Source organism: uncultured Zoogloea sp. (assembly GCF_937894855.1).
In the GTDB taxonomy this organism is placed as follows: Bacteria; Pseudomonadota; Gammaproteobacteria; order Burkholderiales; family Rhodocyclaceae; genus Zoogloea; species Zoogloea oryzae.
In genome coordinates this window covers 1-18,437 of sequence record NZ_CALAYQ010000065.1, presented here as the reverse complement: position 1 = coordinate 18,437, position 18,437 = coordinate 1, and the positions used below count along the sequence as shown (strand labels likewise).

Annotated in this window: 20 protein-coding genes; all 20 read right to left on the bottom strand. The window is 67.6% G+C overall.

Going from position 1 to position 18,437, the window contains the following annotated elements:
• Positions 1-19: 19 nt before the first annotated feature.
• Positions 20-631, bottom strand: coding sequence for an aminotransferase class V-fold PLP-dependent enzyme (locus tag Q0672_RS08475; protein WP_298621584.1), 612 nt, complete (start codon positions 629-631; stop codon positions 20-22).
• Between the two features lie 116 nt (positions 632-747).
• Positions 748-2,325, bottom strand: a complete 1,578-nt coding sequence (locus Q0672_RS08470) for a diguanylate cyclase (RefSeq protein ID WP_298621583.1) — start codon at positions 2,323-2,325, stop codon at positions 748-750.
• A gap of 173 nt (positions 2,326-2,498) precedes the next feature.
• Positions 2,499-2,882 carry a hypothetical protein gene (locus Q0672_RS08465; protein WP_298621582.1) on the bottom strand — a complete coding sequence of 128 codons (384 nt, stop codon included), beginning with the start codon at positions 2,880-2,882 and terminating at the stop codon, positions 2,499-2,501.
• On the bottom strand, positions 2,875-4,002 hold the full coding sequence (metX, locus tag Q0672_RS08460; protein WP_298621581.1) for a homoserine O-acetyltransferase: 1,128 nt from the start codon (positions 4,000-4,002) through the stop codon (positions 2,875-2,877). The genes Q0672_RS08465 and metX overlap by 8 nt, the downstream gene beginning before the upstream one ends.
• Positions 3,999-5,324 (bottom strand): O-acetylhomoserine aminocarboxypropyltransferase/cysteine synthase family protein, encoded by a 1,326-nt coding sequence (locus tag Q0672_RS08455; RefSeq protein WP_298621580.1) that lies wholly within the window; start codon positions 5,322-5,324, stop codon positions 3,999-4,001. The genes metX and Q0672_RS08455 overlap by 4 nt, the downstream gene beginning before the upstream one ends.
• Positions 5,325-5,371: 47 nt before the next feature.
• Entirely contained in the window at positions 5,372-6,703 is a 1,332-nt protein-coding gene (locus Q0672_RS08450) for a phenylacetate--CoA ligase family protein (protein ID WP_298621579.1), read from the bottom strand.
• A 188-nt stretch (positions 6,704-6,891) separates the two neighbouring features.
• Complete coding sequence (locus Q0672_RS08445) at positions 6,892-7,722, bottom strand: MetQ/NlpA family ABC transporter substrate-binding protein (RefSeq protein ID WP_298621578.1); 831 nt, start codon at positions 7,720-7,722, stop codon at positions 6,892-6,894.
• Between the two features lie 50 nt (positions 7,723-7,772).
• The gene (locus Q0672_RS08440) at positions 7,773-8,426 is read right to left on the bottom strand and encodes a methionine ABC transporter permease (protein WP_367179952.1); all 654 of its coding nucleotides are present in this window, start codon (positions 8,424-8,426) and stop codon (positions 7,773-7,775) included.
• A gap of 16 nt (positions 8,427-8,442) precedes the next feature.
• Positions 8,443-9,294, bottom strand: coding sequence for a methionine ABC transporter ATP-binding protein (locus Q0672_RS08435; protein ID WP_298621576.1), 852 nt, complete (start codon positions 9,292-9,294; stop codon positions 8,443-8,445).
• Between the two features lie 189 nt (positions 9,295-9,483).
• Positions 9,484-10,152 (bottom strand): alpha/beta hydrolase, encoded by a 669-nt coding sequence (locus tag Q0672_RS08430; protein ID WP_298621575.1) that lies wholly within the window; start codon positions 10,150-10,152, stop codon positions 9,484-9,486.
• An 11-nt stretch (positions 10,153-10,163) separates the two neighbouring features.
• Positions 10,164-11,171 (bottom strand): sulfate ABC transporter substrate-binding protein, encoded by a 1,008-nt coding sequence (locus Q0672_RS08425; RefSeq protein WP_298621574.1) that lies wholly within the window; start codon positions 11,169-11,171, stop codon positions 10,164-10,166.
• A 174-nt stretch (positions 11,172-11,345) separates the two neighbouring features.
• On the bottom strand, positions 11,346-11,774 hold the full coding sequence (locus Q0672_RS08420) for a DUF1841 family protein (RefSeq protein ID WP_153161787.1): 429 nt from the start codon (positions 11,772-11,774) through the stop codon (positions 11,346-11,348).
• 89 nt (positions 11,775-11,863) lie between these two features.
• Entirely contained in the window at positions 11,864-12,490 is a 627-nt protein-coding gene (gene nth, locus Q0672_RS08415; RefSeq protein ID WP_298621599.1) for an endonuclease III, read from the bottom strand.
• Positions 12,491-12,506: 16 nt separating this feature from the next.
• Complete coding sequence (locus tag Q0672_RS08410; RefSeq protein ID WP_153161786.1) at positions 12,507-13,187, bottom strand: electron transport complex subunit E; 681 nt, start codon at positions 13,185-13,187, stop codon at positions 12,507-12,509.
• 12 nt (positions 13,188-13,199) lie between these two features.
• Complete coding sequence (locus Q0672_RS08405) at positions 13,200-13,865, bottom strand: RnfABCDGE type electron transport complex subunit G (RefSeq protein ID WP_298621573.1); 666 nt, start codon at positions 13,863-13,865, stop codon at positions 13,200-13,202.
• A gap of 1 nt (position 13,866) precedes the next feature.
• Complete coding sequence (locus Q0672_RS08400; protein WP_298621572.1) at positions 13,867-14,889, bottom strand: RnfABCDGE type electron transport complex subunit D; 1,023 nt, start codon at positions 14,887-14,889, stop codon at positions 13,867-13,869.
• 21 nt (positions 14,890-14,910) lie between these two features.
• Positions 14,911-16,614: an electron transport complex subunit RsxC gene (gene rsxC / locus Q0672_RS08395; RefSeq protein ID WP_298621571.1), complete on the bottom strand. Its 1,704-nt coding sequence runs from the start codon at positions 16,612-16,614 to the stop codon at positions 14,911-14,913.
• 41 nt (positions 16,615-16,655) lie between these two features.
• Positions 16,656-17,207, bottom strand: a complete 552-nt coding sequence (gene rsxB, locus Q0672_RS08390; RefSeq protein WP_153161782.1) for an electron transport complex subunit RsxB — start codon at positions 17,205-17,207, stop codon at positions 16,656-16,658.
• Positions 17,208-17,211: 4 nt separating this feature from the next.
• Positions 17,212-17,796 carry an electron transport complex subunit RsxA gene (gene rsxA, locus Q0672_RS08385; protein ID WP_298621570.1) on the bottom strand — a complete coding sequence of 195 codons (585 nt, stop codon included), beginning with the start codon at positions 17,794-17,796 and terminating at the stop codon, positions 17,212-17,214.
• A gap of 112 nt (positions 17,797-17,908) precedes the next feature.
• Positions 17,909-18,437, bottom strand: a 529-nt coding sequence (locus Q0672_RS08380) for a nitronate monooxygenase (protein WP_298621569.1), incomplete at its 5' end; no start/stop codon positions are given.

Genomic DNA, 18,437 nt, shown 5'->3' with positions numbered 1-18,437 from the left:
TTCAGAAGAAAGCAGAAGTCTAGTTGCCGAGCCGCCCCTTGCCTCGGGCAAGTCGATGCAGCACTGCCACCATCCGGTCGATCTCCTCGCAGGTGTTGTAGAACGCGATGGAGGGTCGCACCGTTGCTTCCTGCCCGAAGCGGCGCAGGATGGGGTGGGCGCAGTGGTGGCCGGAGCGTACGGCGATGCCTTCTTCGTTGAGGGCTTTGCCCACTTCGTCCGGGCGGTAGCCGTCCATCACGAAGGACATCACGCTGGCTTTGTCCGCTGCGGTGCCGATCAGCTTGAGGCCGGGCACGGTGAGCAGGCCGCGGGTGCCGTACATCAGCAGGTCGTGCTCGTAGCGGGCGATGTTCTCCATGCCGAGGCGCTCGACGTAGTCGATTGCCGCGCCCAGGCCCACCGCGTCGGCGATGTTGCCGGTGCCGGCCTCGAAGCGGGTCGGGGGGCCGTGGTAGATGGTCTTCTCGAAGGTGACGTCGGCAATCATGTTGCCGCCGCCCTGCCACGGGGGCATGTCTTCGAGAATGGACCGCTTGCCGAACACGGTGCCGATGCCGGTGGGGGCAAACACCTTGTGGCCGGAGAAGACGAAGAAGTCTGCGCCGATCTCCTGCACGTTCCCCCGCATTAGCGGGCGGGTCCGGCGATACGCACCCACAAGAACTCAGATGGATTGCCGCGGAATCCGAAAAGGCCTTGCAGGATGCGGCCCATGGCGGCCGGAAGCGTGCCGGCGCTGGCGGATCAGGCGGGGACGGGCTCCTGTGCGTGGAGCACGTGGCAGTTGCCGCCGAGTTTCTTGGCCTCGTACATGGCCGCGTCGGCGTTCTTGAAGAGGGTCTGAGGGGTCTGGGCGTCGGTCGGGAAGATGCTCACGCCGATGCTCGCCGATACCGGCAGGCCGCCGCTGTGGGTGTTGCTGCGGGCGACGGCGGCGAGCACCCGTCGCATGGTCTCGTCGATCTGCTCGATGTCGGTGATGCCGGTGACGAGCAGCACGAACTCGTCGCCGCCCCAGCGGGCCACGGTGTCGCCGGCCCGCACGGTGGCCTTGAGGTTGTGGGCGATGTCCTGCAGCACGTCGTCGCCGGCCTTGTGGCCGAGCTTGTCGTTGATCGGTTTGAAACCGTCCAGATCAGCCAGGCAGATGGCGACCTTGCTGTTGGCGCGGTCGGCCTGGGCGAGGGCCTGGGTGAGGCGGTCTTCGAGCAGGTTGCGGTTGGGCAGGCCGGTGAGGGCGTCCTGGTGGGCCATGTCGCTGAGCTTGAGGCGCGATGCCTTGAGGGCGACGTTGAGCTGGCGGGTGCGCACGTAGAGGATCGCCAGCCCGAGCACCATGAGGGCGAGCCCGATGGCGACGGGGAGCAGATACTGCTGCAGGACGTCCCGCAGGTTGATCGGTTCGGACTTGTCGTAGGGGTAGATGTGGTGGCGCCGCATGACGGCCTGCACCTGCTGGTATTCCAGCGGGGTGGACCAGCGGTAGTAGCGGGCGCTCCGCGCGGCCGGGTGGTCGGGCGGCATCATCAGCAGGGTGGCGGCAACCTGGTTGGCGACGTCGATGGGAACGTGGGGCGCCGCCGCCAGCGGCCATTCCGGATAGAGCCCGGTGCTCACCAGAAACGGGAAATCGCGATGGGGGGTGGGTTCGATGACGCGCAGCCGGGAGAGCTGGATGCTGCCTTCCCGGGCCATGGCTTCCAGCACGCCGCTGCGGGCAAAGCCTGCGTCGGCGCCGCCTTCGAGCACGGCCATGACGCAGTTGTCTTGCGGGAAACCGAGGAATTGAAGGTGCGTGTCCTTGTCGAGGTCGAGGCCGACCTGCCTGGCGAGGTCGTACTGGAGCAGGAAGGCGGCGAAGGAGGTGCGGTCCACCGCTGCGATGCGCTTGCCCTTGAGGTCTTCCAGGCGCTGGATGTCCTGCCGGTCGCTGCGAGTGAAGATCACGCCGCCAAAGCGGTTGACGGTGACGCCGTTCTCGCGCTTGACCAGCGTGGCGAGGCGCGAGACGCCGAAGCGCGTCTCCATGATGATGTAGTGCTGGGGGTTGGTGAGCACGAAATCCAGCTCGCCGTGGGCGAGTGCGATCTCGAACTCGGGCAGCGTCATCGGAACGGGAACGAAGCGCGTGCCGGGCATCCGCGACGAGAGGTAGTCCATTGTCGGCTGCCATTCGCGGATGGTGACGGACTTGTCGCGGAATGACGTGATGCCGACCCGACGGACCGTATCGGTCTCCGGCACCGCTTCGGCATGGGCGTCTGCGTTGAGGCAGAAAAAAAGCGCAAGCAGCGCCACGACGAAACCCGGCAGGCCGCGCACGCAAAGGCGCCCCGGGGTGTTTCTGAGGGTATGCCCTCTTGTTGTCATTGTTTCCTCGCACCGTAAACCGGTGAATCGTCTCCCCGCTCCAATTGTATGCCTGCTGCTGGAGCAGCACCAAAGGAGACGGCCCGATTCACGCTGGCGAGCTGGGCGTGCTGCGGAAAATCAGGTCATGGGCGCGGTCTCGCGACGGCTTTCGGCCGTTGGGGCGTCATGGGTTGCTCGGTGGCGGCGGTGGTGGCGGGCACGAGGGTGTGAGCGATCTGCCAGAGGCGCGCCCGCCACTCATGGGGCGGGCCTTGTTGTTGGGTTGGCAGGGCCTCCAGGGCAGCCCAGTCGATGTGGGAGAGGGCGGCCTTGTCGGCGGCGGGCATGCCCCGGGCGCTGTCACGCATCAGTTCGAGGCATTCCAGAACATGCGCGCACAGGCCCGGCGCGCTGAAGAACGCTGATTCGCCTTGCCCCACCGCGGCGCCGATGGCGAGCCCTGCGTCGTGCAGGTTGCCCAGCAGGGCGCGACGCATCACGGTGGTGGCGGGGGCGTGGTCAGCCACGCTGCTCCCCGGCGTGCACCGGGCGCATGGGGGCCGCACGGCGAACGGGCTGCGGCGTGTGGCGCGGGGCGATGCCGGCGGTGAAACGGCGCAGGGCCGGCTCGAAGCGCGCGGCGTCGATCAGGAAACCATCGTGCCCGTGGGGCGAGTCGATGGCGACCAGGGTGGCCCTGGGTAGCAGGGTGGCAAGCTCGAACTGGTCCTCGGGTACGTAGAGGGCGTCGGAGGTGACCGAGCCGACCAGCACCGGCTGGTGGAGGTTCGCCAGCGCCGCGCCGCAGCCACCCCGGCCGCGGCCGAGGTCGTGGGTGTCCATCGCATCGAGGAGCACCCGGTAGCTGTTGGCATCGAAGCGCCGGGTGAGGGCTTGCCCATGGTGGCGCAGCCAGCCCTGCACGGTACCGTCGCCTGTCGAGTACTGTGCATCGCCGTTGCGGCTGAAGCGGCTGGCCAGGGCGCCGGGGCTGCGATAGCTGACCATCGCCATCGCCCGGGCGGCGGCGAGCCCTGCGACGGGCGGATCGGCCGGCGGGTAACGACCATCCCGATACTTCGGGTCGGCGGCGAGGGCGAGGCGCTGGGCCTCGCTCCAGGCCATGCACCAGGGCGAGTGGCGGGCGGCGGCGGCGACGCTGGCCACGGCGTCGACCCGATCCGGATCGAGCAGTGCCCATTCCAGCGCCTGCAGGCCGCCCATCGAGCCGCCGATCACCAGCCGGATGCGGCGGATGCCGAGGGCGTCGGCGAGCAGGATCTGGGCGTGCACCTGATCGCGTATGGTGACGCGCGGGAAGCGTGCGCCCCACGGCCTGCCGTCCGGCGCCGGGCTGGTGGGGCCGGTGCTGCCGTAGCAGCCGCCCAGCACGTTGCTGCAGACGATGAAGTCGCGCTCCGGGTCGAGGGCCCGGCCAGCGCCGAAGAGCGGCGCCCACCAGTCGTCGGCGTCGGCCGAGCCGGTGAGGGCGTGGCAGACGATGACGGCGTTGTCGGCCCGAGCCGAGAGCCGGCCCCAGGTTCGGAAGGCGATCTGCGCGTCCGGTAGCTGCTCACCCGATTCGAGGCGCAGCGGGGCGCCCGGGCGGAACACCCGGGTCTGGTCCGAGAGCCGAAAGGTGCTCATGCTGCCGTTGCCAGGCCGGCCCGGCGCAGGGCGTGGTCGAAGTCGGCCTTGATGTCCTCAATGTGCTCGATGCCCACCGACACGCGGATGAGATCGGGCCGCACGCCGGCGCTCTTCTGTTCGGCTTCGGAGAGTTGCTGGTGGGTGGTGGAGGACGGGTGGATGACCAGCGTCTTGGCGTCGCCCACGTTGGCCAGGTGGCTGGCGAGCTCCACGTTGTCGATGAAGGTGCGCGCGGCGTTGGCGCCACCCTTGATGCCGAAGTTGAGCACCGCGCCAAAGCCGTTGCGCAGGTACTTTTTGGCGAGCGCATGGTACGGGCTGTCTTCGAGGCCGTTGTATTCGACCCACGCGACCTGCGGGTGAGCCTTGAGCCAGCGGGCGAGCTCCAGGGTGTTGTCCAGGTGGCGCTGGACGCGCAGCGACAGGGTCTCGACGCCCTGCAGGAGCTGGAAGGCGTTGAAGGGCGACAGGGTGGGGCCGATGTCGCGCAGGCCTTCGACCCGGGCGCGGATGGCGAAGGCGATGTTGCCGAAGGGGCCGCCGCTGCAGAAAACTTCCCAGAAATTGAGCCCGTGGTAGCCCGGCGCCGGATCGGTGAACAGCGGGAACTTGCCGTTGCCCCAGTTGAACTTGCCGGCGTCGATCACCACGCCGCCCACCGAGGTGCCGTGGCCGCCGATCCACTTGGTGGCGGATTCGACCACGATGTCGGCGCCGTGGTCGATGGGGCGGGCGATGTAGCCGCCAGCGCCGAAGGTGTTGTCCACGATGAGCGGAATGCCGGCATCGTGGGCGACCTTGGCGAGGGCTTCGAAGTCGGGGATGTTGAAGCGCGGATTGCCGATGGTCTCGACGTACAGCGCCTTGGTGTTCTCGTCGATGGCGCGGCGGAAGTCGTCGGGGTTGTCGCCCTCGACGAACTTCACGTTGATGCCGAGGCGTGGCAGGGCGACCTTGAACTGGTTGTAGGTGCCGCCATACACGTAGCTGGTGGACACGATGTTGTCGCCGGCCTGGGCGATGGTGGTGATGGCGAGGAACTGGGCGGCCTGGCCGGAGCTGGTGGCCACCGCTGCGACGCCGCCTTCGAGCGCGGCGATGCGCTGCTCGAAGACGTCGGTGGTGGGGTTCATGATGCGGGTGTAGATGTTGCCGAACTCCTTCAGCGCAAAGAGGCGCGCGCCGTGGTCGGCGTCGTTGAAGGTGTAGGAGGTGGTCTGGTAGATCGGCACGGCGCGGGCGTTGGTGCCCGGGGCGGGCTGCTGGCCGGCGTGGACCTGCAGGGTTTCGAAACGGTAGGCGGCTTTGCGTTCGGTCATGGCGAGGCTCCTTGGAACTGTTTTAGGTATGGGTGGCGGTGTGGGCTTCAGCCCCACACGCCGGTGCGGCGGTCTTCCACGCGCTTGGCCTTGTGGGTGGCCCGGGGCAGGGTGTCGGGCGGCAGGATGGTCACCGCGGCGCTGACGCCGGTGACGGCCTTCAGGTGGTGGGCGAAACGGCCGGCGAGTTCGGCATCGGTGGCGGTGGCGGCGGCGGTGCGCTCGATCTCGACGGTGAGGCGATCAAGATGGTTTTCGCGCTCGACGATCAGCCGGTATTCGCCGGTGAGCTCGTGGTCGCGCCGGGCGATGGCTTCCACGTCGCTGGGGAAGACGTTGACGCCCTTGATGATGAGCATGTCGTCGAGCCGGCCGTGGATGCCCTGGAGGCGGATGGAGGTGCGGCCGCAGGCGCAGGGGTCGGACGTGAAGGACACGATGTCGCCGGTGCGGAAGCGGATCATCGGGCGGGCGGTCTTCTTGAGGGTGGTGAGCACCAACTCGCCGCGGCCGCCTTCGGGCACGGGCTCGTTGGTGTCAGGGTCGAGCACCTCGACGAGGATGTGATCTTCGGCCCAGTGCAGGCCGTCCTTCTCCTCGCACATTCCGGCGCAGGAGCCGAAGATGTCCGACAGGCCGTAGTAGTCATACACCGAGGCGCCCCACAAGTCTTCGATGCGCTGGCGGGTTTCGGGGATCGAGCCGCCGGGCTCACCGGCCACGAAGATGCGCCGTACCGACAGATCCTTGCGCAGGTCGATGCCTTCCTTGATGGCGGTTTCGCCCAGATACCAGGCGTAGGACGGCGTCGTCCAGATGGCGGTGACCTGGAACTGGCGCAGGATGGCGAGCAGGCGCTCGGACGGCACGGTGCCGGCGTGGATCGACAGGGCGCCGAGCTTCTGGGCGCCCAGCACGCAGGGGCCGCCGACGAACAGCGAGAAGTTGAGCGAGTGGGCGTAGCGGTCTTCCGGGCGCAGGCCCGAAGACCAGAACTGGCGCGCCTCGTAGTCGATCCAGTCGTCGAAATCCTGGGCCGTGAAGGGCGAGGCGGTGGGCACGCCGGTCGACCCGCTGGAGGCAGAGATGTAGACGATGTCCCGCTCGGGCACGGCCACCAGATCGCCGAAGGGCGGCACGGCGAGCTGGCGTTCGCGCAGGGTGGATTTGTTGATGAAGGGGAACAGGCGGATGTCGTCGAGGCTGCGGACGATCTCGGGATGCACACCGGCAGCGTCGAAACTCGCCCGGTAGAAGGGCGAGTGGTGGTAGGCGTGGAGCAGGTGCTTCTGCAGCAACTGCAGCTTCAGGGCGTCCCAGTCGGCTCGGGACTGGGTTTCGAGGGCGGCGTCCCAGAAGGGACGGTGGGGGCTCAGCATGACGTGAATCCTTGGGGGGCGGACTGTTGGCCGGTGTAGGTCGTTGTAGGTCGTTGTAGGTCGGTGTAGGTCGGTGTAGGTCGGTGTAGGTCGGTGTAGGTCGGACTTCAGTCCGACATCGCAATCCGGCCGGCTGACGGAAATGTCGGACTGAAGTCCGACCTACACCGACCTACAGGCAAGCTCGATTACTGGAGGAAGGCCGGGCGGGCGTAGCCGGCGAAGTGCTTGTCGAGCGCGGCGCGGTATTCCGGGGTATGGAAGGCGCCGGCGATGTCCTTGGCCCAGGGCTTGTCCTTGTCCTCGGTCTTTACGGCGACCACGTTGAGGTAGTGGTCCGGGGTCTTCTCGAGGGCCACGGCTTCGGTGAGCTTGAGGCCGGACGAGATCGCGAAGTTGCCGTTGATGAGGGCGAACTCGGCGTCGTCGAGGGTGCGCGGCAGCTGGGCGGCTTCGATGGGGGTGAGCACCAGCTTGCGCGGGTTCTCGGCCACGTCCTTCTCGGTGGCCTTGAGCGGATCGACGCCGGCCTTCACCTTGATGAGCTTGAGCTGTTCCAGGAAGACCAGCGCGCGGGCCAGGTTGCTCGGGTCGTTGGGCAGCGTGATGCGGTCGCCGTCCTTGACGTCGGCAAGGCTCTTGCGCTTCTTGGAATACAGGCCCAGCGGGGCGATGGGCGCCTTGGTGATGTCGGTGAGGTTCAGGCCCTTGTCGGCCGAGAACTTCTTCAGATAGATGATGTGCTGGAACAGGTTGGCGTCCAGCGAGCCCTGGGCGAGGGCCAGGTTGGGCTGCACGTAGTCGTTGAACTCGACGAGCTTGACGGTGTAGCCCTTCTTTTCGAGCACCGGCTTGATGCCCAGCTTGAGCTGGTCGAAGTTGGAGCCGGCGGTGGCGCCGATGACGAGGGTCTTCTTCTCCTGGGCGTGGGCGGTGCCAAGACCGAGCCCGGCGACGAGGCCGACGGTGGCAGCGAGCTGGGCGAGGCGCAGGGCGAAGTGGCGGCGGGTGCTGTGCATGGTGATGTTCTCCGGAACGTTTGGGTTAGAGGTGTTGTTGTTTTGGGGTGTCAGCGCTTGTCCACCCGGCGGGCGAGCCACTGGCCGGCAAACTGGACGCTCTGGACGAGGGCGATGAGCAAGACGATGGTGATGACCATCACGTCGGTCTGGAACCGGTAGTAGCCGTAGCGGATCGCCAGGTCGCCGATGCCGCCGCCGCCCACCACGCCGGCCACGGCCGAGTAGGACAGGAAGCTGACGGCCAGCACGGTGATGGCCAGCACCAGGCCCGAGCGGGCCTCGACCAGCAGCACGTGGCGGACGATCTGCAGCGGCGAGGCGCCCATCGCTTCGGCGGCCTCGATCACGCCGCGGGGCACGTCGCGCAGGGTCTGCTCGATGAGGCGGGCGAAATAGAAGGTGGCGGCGATCGACAGCGGCACGCTGGCCGCCAGCGGCCCGATCGAGGTGCCGGCGATCACCCGGGTGAAAGGCGAGATCGCCACCAGCAGGATGATGAACGGGAAGCTGCGCACCACGTTGATCACGCCGTTGGTGACCAGGTTGAAGCCGCGGAAGCGTTCCAGCGACTGGCCACGGCTGGTGAGGAACACCAGAATGCCCAGCGCGCCGCCCAGCACGAGCGCGACCGACAGGCAGATGGCGAGCATCAGCAGGGTTTCGCCGGTGGCCTTGAGGATCTCGGGCTGTAGTTCGACCAGCGTATCGAGGAGGTTTTCAAGCATGGGCGGCCTCCAGGGCGAAGTGGTGCGGGGCGGGCGCAGCCGCTTCGGCCTGCGTCGGGGACGGGCTGGCGGCCGGGCCGATGGCGCCGAAATCGGCTAGCCAGCTGGCAAGCCGCGAGCCTTCGGGCATCGCGCCGTTGGCGATGTCGAGCTGCTCGACGATGCGGCCACCCTCCATCACCGACACCCGGTGGCACAGACGGCGGACCACTTCCATCTCGTGGCTGACGAGGAGGATCGTCACGCCGAATTGGCGGTTGGCGTCGGCCAGTACGTCGAGCAGATCCAGCGTGGTGCGCGGGTCGAGGGCCGAGGTGGGTTCGTCGGCGAGGAGCACGTGGGGCTCGGGCGCCAGGGCGCGGGCAATGGCGACGCGCTGCTTCTGACCACCGGAGAGCCGGCCGGGGTATACATCGGCCTTTGCCGCCAGACCGACGAAATCCAGGCAGGTGGCGACGCGCTTCTTGATGTGGGCCGGGCTGGCGCCGGCAATGCGCATGGGCAGCGCGACGTTCTCGGCGACGGTCTGGTTATGCAGCAGGTTGAAGTGCTGGAAGATCATCCCGATGCGGTGGCGGGCCTGGCGCAGGCCGGCGGCCGAAAGCCGGGTCAGGTTCTGGCCGTGGACGATCACCTCGCCGGCGTCGGGGCGCTCGAGCAGGTTGACCAGGCGCAGGAGGGTCGACTTGCCGGCGCCCGAGAAGCCGATGATTCCGTGAATCTCGCCCTGGGGAACCACCAGATCGGTGGTGCGAACGCCGACCTCGCCGCCACCGGGGTCGGTGAAGCGGCGGGAGACGCCCTTGAGCGCGATGGCGGGCGTGGATGCTGGGGTAGCGGACATGGTGCGGTGCAAAAAGGGCTGGGAACGCAGCCACTTTATTCGCCGGGGTCTGGCACCTGAACCAATTAAATCTGCAGAGCTATGCAGATGATTCGTGCAGAGCTTTGCATGTCTGACGACCGGGCGACGTGCGTCCACGGCGAGCGGCCCGGTGTCCTTGCGGACCCGGGCGCGGGCGGTTTGCGGCGGTCAGATGCCGGCGATCTGGCGGGTGCGGTGGCGGAGTCTGGCGAGTGCGCTGTGGCGGCCCCGGCGGCTGATCGAGCTGTTGTCGATGCTGCCGAGCGGCAGGTCTTCGCAGGCGGCCTGAAGGCGCTGGAGCAGGGCCAGGCCCTGGGGCCACGGGCCGTGGCCGGAATCCACATTGATGTGGCCGGCTGGCCCGATATCCACGAGCTGGCTGCCCCAGCAGTCGGCCCAGTAGGCGGCGGACGACAGCCGCACCCACGGGTCGTTGGTGCTGGCCACCACCAGGCTGGGGGCCGGCAGGGCGTGGCGGGGAATCCACTGGGCGAGGCTGTCCCGGTCGTGGTGGTCGGTTGCGTCCCGCAGGCCGGTGGGGGTGAAGCGGTCCGGATCGGCCGGGGCGACGAGCATGAGGCCGGCAACCCGGTCGGGGCGGTCGGCCGCCGCAACCACCGAGGCGAGACAGCCGAAGCTGTGGGCCACCACCCACACCGGCCCGGGCGAGCGGTCGATGGCATCCCGCACGGCGTTGGCCCAGCGGGCGAGGATCGGCCGCTCCCAGTCGATGTCGGCGACGCGTCGGGCGCCGGGCAACTGGGTTTCGATCCAGCTCTGCCAGTGCGCCGGCCCGCTCCCCTGAAAGCCGGGCACGATGAGGGTGGTGTGGGACATGGCGTGTGGCCTCAGCGGACGGTGGTGATCTGGTCGAAGATGCCGCCGTCGGCGAAGTGAAGCTGCTGGGCCTTCGTCCAGCCGCCAAAGGTGTCGTCGATGGTGAAGAGCTTGACCGGGGCAAACTGCTTTGCGTACTTCGCGGCGATCTTCGGGTCGCGGGGGCGGTAGTAGTTGTCGCCGGCGAGGGTCTGGCCTTCGGGCGAGTACAGGTATTCGAGATAGGCGGTGGCGAGCTTGCGGGTGCCGCGCTTGTCCACCACCTTGTCCACGATGCTCACCGGCGGTTCGGCGAGGATGGAGATGGACGGGGTGATGAGGTCGAACTTGTCCGGGCCGAGTTCCTTGATGGCCAGGTAGGCTTCGTTCTCCCAGGCGATCAGCACGTCGCCGATGCCGCGCTCCACAAAGGTGGTGGTGGAGCCCCGGGCGCCGGAGTCGAGCACCTTGACGTTGGCGTAGATCTTCTTCACGAAGTCCTTCGCGCTGGCGTCGGTGCCGCCGGGCTGCTTGAGGGCGTAGCCCCAGGCGGCGAGGTAGTTCCAGCGGGCACCGCCGGAGGTCTTGGGGTTGGGGGTGACGACCGCGACGCCGGGCTTGGCGAGGTCGTTCCAGTCGCGGATCTGCTTGGGGTTGCCCTTGCGTACCAGGAAGACGATGGTCGAGGTGTAGGGCGAGGCGTTGTGGGGGAGGCGCTTCTGCCAGTCGGCGGGGATCAGCTTGGCCTTTTCGGCGAGGGCGTCCACGTCGTAGGCGAGGGCCAGGGTGACCACGTCGGCTTCGAGGCCGTCGATCACCGAGCGGGCCTGCTTGCCCGAGCCGCCGTGGGATTGCTTGACGGTGACCGTCTCGTTGGTCTTGTTCTTCCAGTATTTGGCGAAGGCCGCGTTGAAGTCCTGGTAGAGCTCGCGGGTCGGGTCGTAGGAGACGTTGAGCAGGGTCTGCTGGGCAAAGGCGGGGGCGGCGAGGCCGAGGGCGAGGAGGCCGGCGACGAGGCTGCGCTTGAAGTGACGAGACATGGTGAATTCCTTTGGATTGGCAACGGGATGTGCCAAGTCTAGGGACGTGGCAGCGCTGGCCGAACCAATTAAAAGGAAGAAGCTAATCACTGAAATGGGATTGGGCGCGCCAACGGGCCGGCCCAAATGAAAACCCCCGGCGGGGCCGGGGGCGGTAGGCGAGGGCTGCGGGGCTCAGCTGCCGGCGCGCTTCCACACGCATTCGACGTAGGCCTTGCCGTCTAGGGGCGCCTTGTCGCGCTGGGCGCGCCAGATGGTTTCGCCAAGGCATTCGAGCACGTCGTGGAGCGCCGCGTGGCGGTCGCCGTGGCGGGCCTGGGCGTGCTCGAAGGCCTCACGGATGCCCGGCGGCTGGTTGATGGAGAGCTGTTCCTCGATCGCCAGATGCAGCGACAGGTGCAGGAAGGGGTTGATCTGGCCGTCGTCGGGGCTGAAATCCTTCTGCACGCCATCGGGATCGCTGATCAGGGCGTGGTATTCGGGGTGATGGGCGACGAGGTCGGCGGCGATGATCTCGAGCTGGGTCAGGACTTCGCGGTTCTGGTGCTTGCGCCAGGAATCGACGAAGAACTGGCGGGCCTGGTCACGGGAGGGATCGAACATGGTTTTTGGGGAGTGGGTATTGGGTAATGGGGAGTGTGGGAGCCGGGAGATGGGGAAGTGGCTGCGTCCCACTTCCCATTTCCCATTCCCTACTTCCCTTTATAGAGGCACAGGTCGCGGATGATGCATTCGTCGCACTTGGGCTTGCGGGCGACGCATACGTAGCGGCCGTGGAGGATGAGCCAGTGGTGGGCGTCGCGCAGGTATTCCTTGGGGATGCGACGCAGCAGGCGCTTTTCGACTTCCAGCACGTCCTTGCCGGGGGCGAGGCCGGTGCGGTTGGCGAGACGGAAGATGTGGGTGTCCACGGCCATCGTCGGCTCGCCGAAGATGGTGTTGAGCACCACGTTGGCGGTCTTGCGGCCGACGCCGGGCAGGGCTTCGAGGGCTTCGCGGTCGTTGGGCACTTCGCCGCCGTGACGTTCGAGCAGCAGGCGCGAGAGCTGCGCGGTGTTCTTGGCCTTGTTGCGGAACAGGCCGATGGTCTTGATGTATTCGGCGATGCCGTTCTCGCCCAGATCCGCCATCGCCTCGGGCGTGGGGGCCGCCGCAAAGAGCTTGCGGGTGGCGATGTTCACGCCCTTGTCGGTGGCCTGGGCCGACAGCACCACGGCCACCAGCAGCTGGAAGGGCGAGGCGTATTCGAGTTCGGTGGTCGGGTTGGGGTTGGCGTCCCGCAGCCGGCGGAAGGCTTCGGCGACCGCCGCGAGGCGCATGTCGGCCATGACGTGATCAGGCCTCGGCTGCCTTGGCCGCGAGGGCGGCGGCGTGGGCGCGGGCCAGCTTGCGGGCTTCGATCCAGTTGCGGCCGGCGATCAGGCAGCCCAGCGCGATGAAGGCGCCCGGCGGCAGGATGGCGACCAGGAAGCCCGGGTAGTCGTCGCCGAACAGGACGATGGGCTGCATGCCGGGGAAGATCATGTCGATGCCCGACAGCAGGGTGCCGCTGCCGACCACCTCACGCATGGCGCCCAGCACGGCCAGCACGAGGGTGAGGCCGATGCCCATCGCGATGCCGTCCACCGTCGAGCCGCCGGGTTCGTTCTTGGCGGCGAAGGCTTCGACCCGGGCCAGCACGATGCAGTTGGTGACGATCAGCGGGATGAAGATGCCGAGCACCAGGTACAGCTCGTGGAGGTAGGCGTTGAAGGCCAGATCGACCACCGTGACGAGCGCGGCGATGATCAGGATGAACACCGGGATGCGGATCTCGTAGGGGATGAAGTTGCGCAGCGCGGCGATGACCAGATTGGACATGGCCATCACGAGAATGGTGGCAAGGCCCAGGCTGACCGCATTGACGATGTTGGTGCTGATGGCGAGGATCGGGCACAGGCCGAGGATCTGGACGACGCCGGTGTTCTGCTTCCAGATGCCGTTCCAGGCGATGTCTTTATAGGCTTGAATGTCCATGGCGGTGCTCCGTCAGGGGGTGCCGGCAAATTTGGCGCCGTTTTGCGCCGCAAAGAGCCGATCCTGGTTGTCGGCGGCAAAGCGGGCGGCGCGGGCCACCGCGTTGGTCACCGCGCGGGCGCTGATGGTGGCGCCGGTGTGGTAGGCGATCTGGCCGCCGTCCTTCTTCACCTTGCAGTTGGGCAGGTCGGCAACCTTGATGTCGGCGAACTGGGCGATCCAGGGGGAGGCCTTGTTCTTGTCCTTCTTGGGGTCGATGTAGTCGCCGAGGCCCGGGGTTTCACGGTGGGTGACGGCGCGGACGCCTGAGACGCTGCCATCGGCGCGCACGGCGACGATCAGGTCGATGCGGCCGCTGTAGCCGTCGGGCGCGACGGTTTCGAGGAGCAGCCCGGCGGGCGCGCCGGCCTTGCGGGCGCGGTAGATGCGGCCGCCTTCGTCGAGGCCCAGCGCGGGCGTGGGGCCGAGGGCGACGAAGTCGTCGAGCAGCACGTTGTCGAAGCTGCTGGCGGGCAGGACTTCGGAGATGAGCTTCATCTTCTCGTCGGCCGCGGCGGCGTCGATCTGGACTTTGGTAGCGCCGTAGGTGAAGGCCATCAGGGCGGTGAACACCACGGTGAAGGCCACCATGATGGTGCCGGTGCGGGCGGACAGCCGGAGGGCGGTGGTCTCGCTCATGTCAGTCTTTCTTGTGGCCGAACACCGGCGCCTGGGTCTTCATGTCGATGATCGGCACGAGGATGTTCATCAGCAGGGTGGCGAAGGCGATGCCATCGGGGTAGGCGCCGAAGGCACGGATCACGAAGGTGAGCACCGCCGCGCCGGCCGCGAAGAGCAGTTTGCCGCGGGCGGTGGTGGCGCCGGAGACCGGGTCGGTGAGGATGAAGAAGGCGCCGATCATCGCGCCGCCGGAGGCCAGGTGGAACAGGGGCGAGGCGAAGCCGTCGGGATGGAGGCCCCACATCAGGCCGGCCACGACGAACAGCGCACCGCAGAAGGCCGCCGGGATGTGCCAGGTGATGATGCGCTGCTGGATCAACCACAGGCCGCCGACGAGGTAGCCAAAGGCCACCCATTCGCCACCCTTGCCACCCATCATGCCGAAGGCCGGGCCATCCTGGAGCTGGCTGGCGCGCAGGCCGTGGAAGGGGGAGTCGGGGTTGGTGGCGCCGCGCAGGGCGGTGCGCAGGGCGTCGAGGGGCGTGGCGCCGGTGATGGCGTCCACATCGCGCAGGCCACCGAAGATCAGCTTGAGCTGGGTGCCGAAATCAAGCTGGCCGGCGGCGGGCCACTGGGACATCAGCGCCGGGTAGGCGACGATCATCAGGCAGAAGGCCGCCATGGCCGGGTTGAAGGGGTTCTGGCCGAGGCCGCCGTAGAGCTGCTTGACCACCACCACCGCCAGCAGGGTGCCGGTGACGGTTAGCCACCAGGGCACGATGGGCGGGAAGGTGAGGGCGATCAGCCAGGCGGTGACGATGGCCGAGAGATCGGTGAGGAAGATCGCTTTGGGCTTGCCGCGAATGGCGAGCATGGCGGCTTCGCCGGCCAGGGCGGCGGCGGAGGCGATGGCGAGCTGAACCAGGATGCCGGCGCCAAAGAACCAGACATAGGCGGCGATGCCCGGCACAAGGGCTAGCAGCACCTTCAGCATGACCTGCTGGACGCTGGCGGATTTGCGGACGAAGGGGGAATTGATCATCGGAGTGTGCGCGAAAGGGGCTCAGGCGCCCGCGGCGGGCGGCGCGTCGGCGGGCTTGTCGGCCCCGGCGGCTTCGCGGCGGGCGTCGATGGCGGCCATCTCGGCCTTGATCTCGGGGGCGGCGACCTCGGTGTTCTTCGGGGCGGCCTGGGCCTTCTGCTGGCGGGCCTTCTCCATCGCGGCCTCGATCAGTGCGAGCTTGGCCGGGTCGACGGAGGGCTTGGGTTTAGCCGCAGGTGCAGAAGGGGCGTCGGCAGCCGGGGCCGCGCCTTCGGCAGCGACCTTCTCGCGGGTGGCGGCGGCCTTGGCGGCGAGCTTCTCGGCTTTTTCCTGCTTCTCGCGTTCCTGACGGTAATTCTTGAACTCGAAGCGGTCGCGGGCGGCGTCGGCGGCTTCCTTCTCGCGCTCGCGGGCCCAGATCTCGCTCTTGGAGAAGCGGAAGTAATCCACCAGCGGGATGTGGGACGGGCATACGAAGCTGCAGCAGCCGCATTCGATGCAGTCGAAGAGGTGGTATTCCTGCGCCTTGCCGAAGTTCTTGGCGCGGGAGAACCAGTACATCTCGAAGGGCGCCAGATCGGCCGGGCAGGCCTTGGCGCACTCGCCGCAGCGGATGCATGGCATCTCGGGCGCGGGGGCCGGGAACAGGGCCGGGCTGCCTACCAGAATGCAGTTGGTGGCCTTGACAACGGGCACGTCGAAGCGCGGCAGGCGCACGCCCATCATCGGGCCGCCCATGATGTAGCGGTCGGTGTCGGCGCGCGGGCCGGCGAGGCGGACCACGTGATCCATCGGTGTGCCGATCAGCACGTCGTAGTTGCGCGGATTGGCCACGTTGCCGGCGACGGTGACGACGCGGGAGATCAGCGGCCGGCCGAATTCGAGGGCTTCGTAGATGCTGAACGCGGTGCCCACGTTGAAGCACTGCACGCCGAAATCGGTGGAGCGCCGGCCGTGGGGGACTTCGATGCCGGTGAGCACGCGGATGAGCTGCTTGGCGCCGCCCGCGGGATAGCGGGTGGGGATGGCGACGGCCTCGATGCCCGTCTCGCCGCTGGCGGCGATGGCAGCCTGGACGGCGGCGACGGCTTCGGGCTTGTTGTCCTCGATGCCGATCAGCACTTCCTCGGCCTGCAGCATGTGGCGCATGGCGATGATGCCCTTGAGCATCTCGGGGGCGCGCTCGCGCATCAGCAGGTCGTCGCAGGTGATGAAGGGTTCGCACTCGGCGCCGTTGATGACCAGCGTCTTGAGGCGGCCTTCCTTGCCCGGCTTGAGCTTGGCGTAGCTGGGGAACACCGCGCCGCCCAGGCCGACGACGCCGGCGTCGCGCAGGTAGTCGCGAACTTCGTCGGGCGGTGTGCTGCGGAAGTTGATGGTGTCGAGCTGCCCCCAGGCGTCGTCGCCGTCGGGTTCGATGATGACCGACAGGGCTTCGAGGCCGGAGGTGTGGGGCATCAGCGCGGGCGCCACGTCGCGGACGATGCCGGAGGTGGAGGCATGCACCGCGGACGACAGGTTGCCGTCGGCGCCGCCGATGCGCTGGCCCTTGAAGACCTTGTCGCCGGGGGCCACGAGGGGCCGCGGGTGACCGCCCACCGCCTGGTGGAGCGGGATGACCAGACGATCGGGCAGCGGCACCTGCCCGATGGGCGCGGTGGTGGATTCGGTCTTGTTGGTCTGCGGCTTCACACCGCCGTGGAACTTGAAGAGTTTGCGCAGCATGTCAGGCCTCGCCGGGGCAGGCGCGTGCGGAATGGTTCATGTCAGGCGGCAGCCTTGATCTCGAAGACCGGATAACGCCACTTCCAGGTGTCGACGGTTTCGGCGATGGGTTCCATCACGATGCAATCCACCGGGCAGGGGGCGAGGCACAGCTCGCAGCCGGTGCATTCGGAGGCGATGATGGTGTGCAGTTGCTTGGCGGCGCCGACGATGGCATCGACCGGGCAGGCCTGGATGCACAGGGTGCAGCCGATGCAGGTCTGCTCGTCGATGACGGCCACCGACTTGGGTTTTTCGACGCCGTGCTCTTCGGAGAGGGGCTTGAACTCGCGGCCGAGGAGGTCGGCCAGCTTGCGGATGCCTTCCTCGCCGCCCGGGGGGCACTGGTTGATCTCGGCTTCGCCGCCGGCGATGGCCGTGGCGTAGGGCCGGCAGCCGGGAAAGCCGCACTGGCCGCACTGGGTTTGCGGGAGGATGGCGTCGATCTTGTCGACCAGCGGGTCGCCTTCAACCTTGAACTTGATCGATGCAAAGCCGAGCAGCGCCCCGAGGACGAGGGCGATGCCGGTCATGACGAGAAGCGCGGTGAGCATGATGTCAGTGGTACTTGTCGAGGCCGGCGAAGCCCATGAAGGCAAGGCTCATCAGGCCGGCCGTGACCATGGCGATGGCGGTGCCCTTGAAAGGCGTGGGCACGTCGGCGCCATCGAGGCGTTCGCGGATGCCGGCAAACAGCACGAGGGCGAGGGAGAAACCGACCGAGCTGCCAAAGCCGAACAGCAGGGATTCGAGCAGGTCGTGGTGCAGCGCGACGTTGAGGAGCGGAACGCCCAGCACCGCGCAGTTGGTGGTGATGAGCGGCAGATAGATGCCCAGCACCTGGTGCAGCGTGGGGCTGCTCTTCTGGATGACCAGTTCGGTCACCTGCACGATGGCGGCGATGATGACGATGAAGGCCAGGGTGCGCAGGTATTCGACGCCGGCCGGAATCAGCACGTAGTGGTCGACCAGATAGCTGGTGCCGCAGCCGAGGGTGAGCACGAAGGTGGTGGCCGCGCCCATGCCGACGGCGGTCTCGAGTTTCTTCGAGACGCCCATGAAGGGGCACAGACCGAGGATGCGGACCAGCACGACGTTGTTCACGAGAACGGCGCCGAGGATCACGAAGAGGTAGCTTGTCATGGTTGCCGGGGACGCGAAGATCCAGAGGGCAGGACGAAAGAGGGATTATCCCGCGCCGGCTGGCAGGGACTCAAGCCTGCCAGAAGTAGGGTTTTGGCCGGCGCGTGACGCATCAGGCGAAGTCGCGGGTTTCGGCGACGGATTCGCGGACCAGCGCCGGTCCGCGATAGACGAGGCCGCTGTAGAGCTGGACCAGCTTGGCGCCGGCTTCGAGCTTGGCGCGGGCCTGACGGCCGTTGAGCACGCCACCGGCGGCGATGATCGGCAGCTCGTTTTGCAGCGCCTTGGCCAGTGCGGCGACGACCGCGGTGGAAGCTTCGAACAGCGGTGCGCCGGAGAGGCCGCCCTGCTGGTCGCCATACTTGATGCCCTGGACCTTGTCGCGCGCCAGGGTGGTGTTGGTGGCGATCACCGCGTCGATGCGGTGGCGGCGCAGGGCGTCGGCGATGTTGGTGATCTGGGCGTCGTCGAGATCGGGGGCGATCTTGAGGGTGATCGGCACGTAGCGGCCGTGCTTGTCGGCGAGCTGGGCCTGACGAGCCTTGAGCTGGCCGAGGAGGGCGTCGAGTTCGGATTCGCCCTGCAGCTGGCGCAGATTTTTGGTGTTGGGCGACGAGATGTTGACGGTGATGTAGCTCGCC